Origin of the sequence: Micromonospora sp. NPDC049580 (genome assembly GCF_040675595.1) — a bacterium.
Classification (GTDB): Bacteria; Actinomycetota; Actinomycetes; order Mycobacteriales; family Micromonosporaceae; genus Micromonospora.
On sequence record NZ_JBFAPG010000782.1, the window covers coordinates 1 to 1,641 of the forward strand.

At 73.8% G+C, this 1,641-nt stretch carries 1 protein-coding gene and 1 pseudogene; both read left to right on the plus strand.

The window, feature by feature from the left end; genetic code table 11:
• Positions 1-61 precede the first annotated feature (61 nt).
• Positions 62-1,276 (plus strand): hypothetical protein, encoded by a 1,215-nt coding sequence (locus AB0J68_RS32050; RefSeq protein WP_363942611.1) that lies wholly within the window; start codon positions 62-64, stop codon positions 1,274-1,276.
• A 101-nt stretch (positions 1,277-1,377) separates the two neighbouring features.
• Positions 1,378-1,641, plus strand: a pseudogene (locus tag AB0J68_RS32055) (alpha/beta hydrolase); the annotation flags it as partial.

The following is a 1,641-nucleotide window of genomic DNA, read 5'->3' on the forward strand; positions in this document are numbered from 1 at the left end:
TGGCGGCGGCCCCCGACGACGGCCGGCTGCGCATCCTGGCCACGCTGATCGCGGTCTCACGATCGTCACGGCAGCGCTGTCGACCGCCGTCGCGCTGCCCGCCCCCGCGACCGCCGCGCTGCCCACCGCCGCCGTGGCGCTCGGCGACAGCTTCATCAGCGGCGAGGGCGCCGGGGCGTACACCCCGGTGGTCGACGCCAACGGGGTCGCCCAGGGCTTCCCCGGCTGGACGGCGCCGAACAACAACGCATACTTCTGCCACCGGTCGGCGAACGCCTCGCTCAACCAGGCGAACCTGCCGGGTATCCAGAACCGGTTCAACCTGGCCTGCTCGGGCGGCCAGCCGCACGACATCGCCACCGCCTCCGGCGCGCGGGCCAACGGCCGAACCGTGGCCGCCCAGCTCGACCAGCTGCGCGCCGTCGCGCAGACGCAGGACATCGACCTCGTGCTGATCGGCCTGGGTTCCAACAACAGCTCGTTCACCTTCGGCAGCGTCGCGGAGACGTGCGCCAACCGGTTCATCGCCGACGCCTGGACGGGCTGGTGGGAGTTCTGGGCGTACCTGAACGGGCCGGTGGAGCAGAAGCCGTGCAGCGACGCCGACCTGGCCACCGCCGCACAGCTCAGCGCCGCGACCGCGGAGACCACCGCCGCCGTACGCCAGATCCTGACCACCCTCGACCAGGTGGACGCGGACGGCCAGCACCGGGTGGTGTTCCAGGACTACACCAACCCGCTGCCGCTGGACCTGAACCCGGTGTACTACGAGGAGGACGGCCGGGACGACACCCGGGACAAGTTCCGTGACCTCGGCGCGGAGCGGTACGCCGCCGGTTGCCCGATCCACCGGGCCAGCCTCGCCCCCGGGCACCGCTTCTCGCAGGGCCTGGGTGGCATCGTGAAGTCCACCCGGGACACCCTGGCCGCCGAGTTCCCCGCCGACGACCTGGTCTACCTCAACGTGCAGCGGGCCTCCGACGGCGCGCGGCTGTGCGAGTCGACGTCCAGCCCGACCGGCGCGCTGGCCACGCCCATCCGGCTGCAGGACGGCGCGACCGGCACCTTCGTGACCAGCCTCGCCGGCAAGGACAAGATCGCCATTCAGCGGATCGCCAACACCTGCGTCAGCTACTTCCAGACCTGCCAGGAGTCGTGGCACCCGAACGCCACCGGGCACCAGGTGCTCGGCCGGTGCCTCGCCGGCGCGGCCGTCACCGCCGCCCGCGCGGTGTCGTGTGTCCGCGCCGGTGACGGGACGATCTCCGTCTCCTGACCGGTCGCGCGCCACCGGAGGCCCCGCCATTCGGCGGGGCCTCCGCCGCGTCCGGACCGCCTCGGCTACCCGCCGGTAACGTCGGGCCGTAGGCTGGGCCGGTGAACGGGGATCCGGAGTACGCGCAGGAGTTCGTCGACGTCGACGGCGCTCGGCTCGGCATGCAGGTCTATCCCGAGCCGGCCGGCCCGCCCGGCGCGCCCGTGGTGGTGATCTGGCCCGCGATGGGGGTCCGCGCCCGCTACTACCGGCCGTTCGCCGCCGCGCTGCGCTCCGCCGGCCTGGCCGTGGTCGTCGCGGATCTGCGGGGCACCGGAGCGAGCACGCCCGCCCCGAGCCGCGCCGACCGGCACGGCTACGCCGAG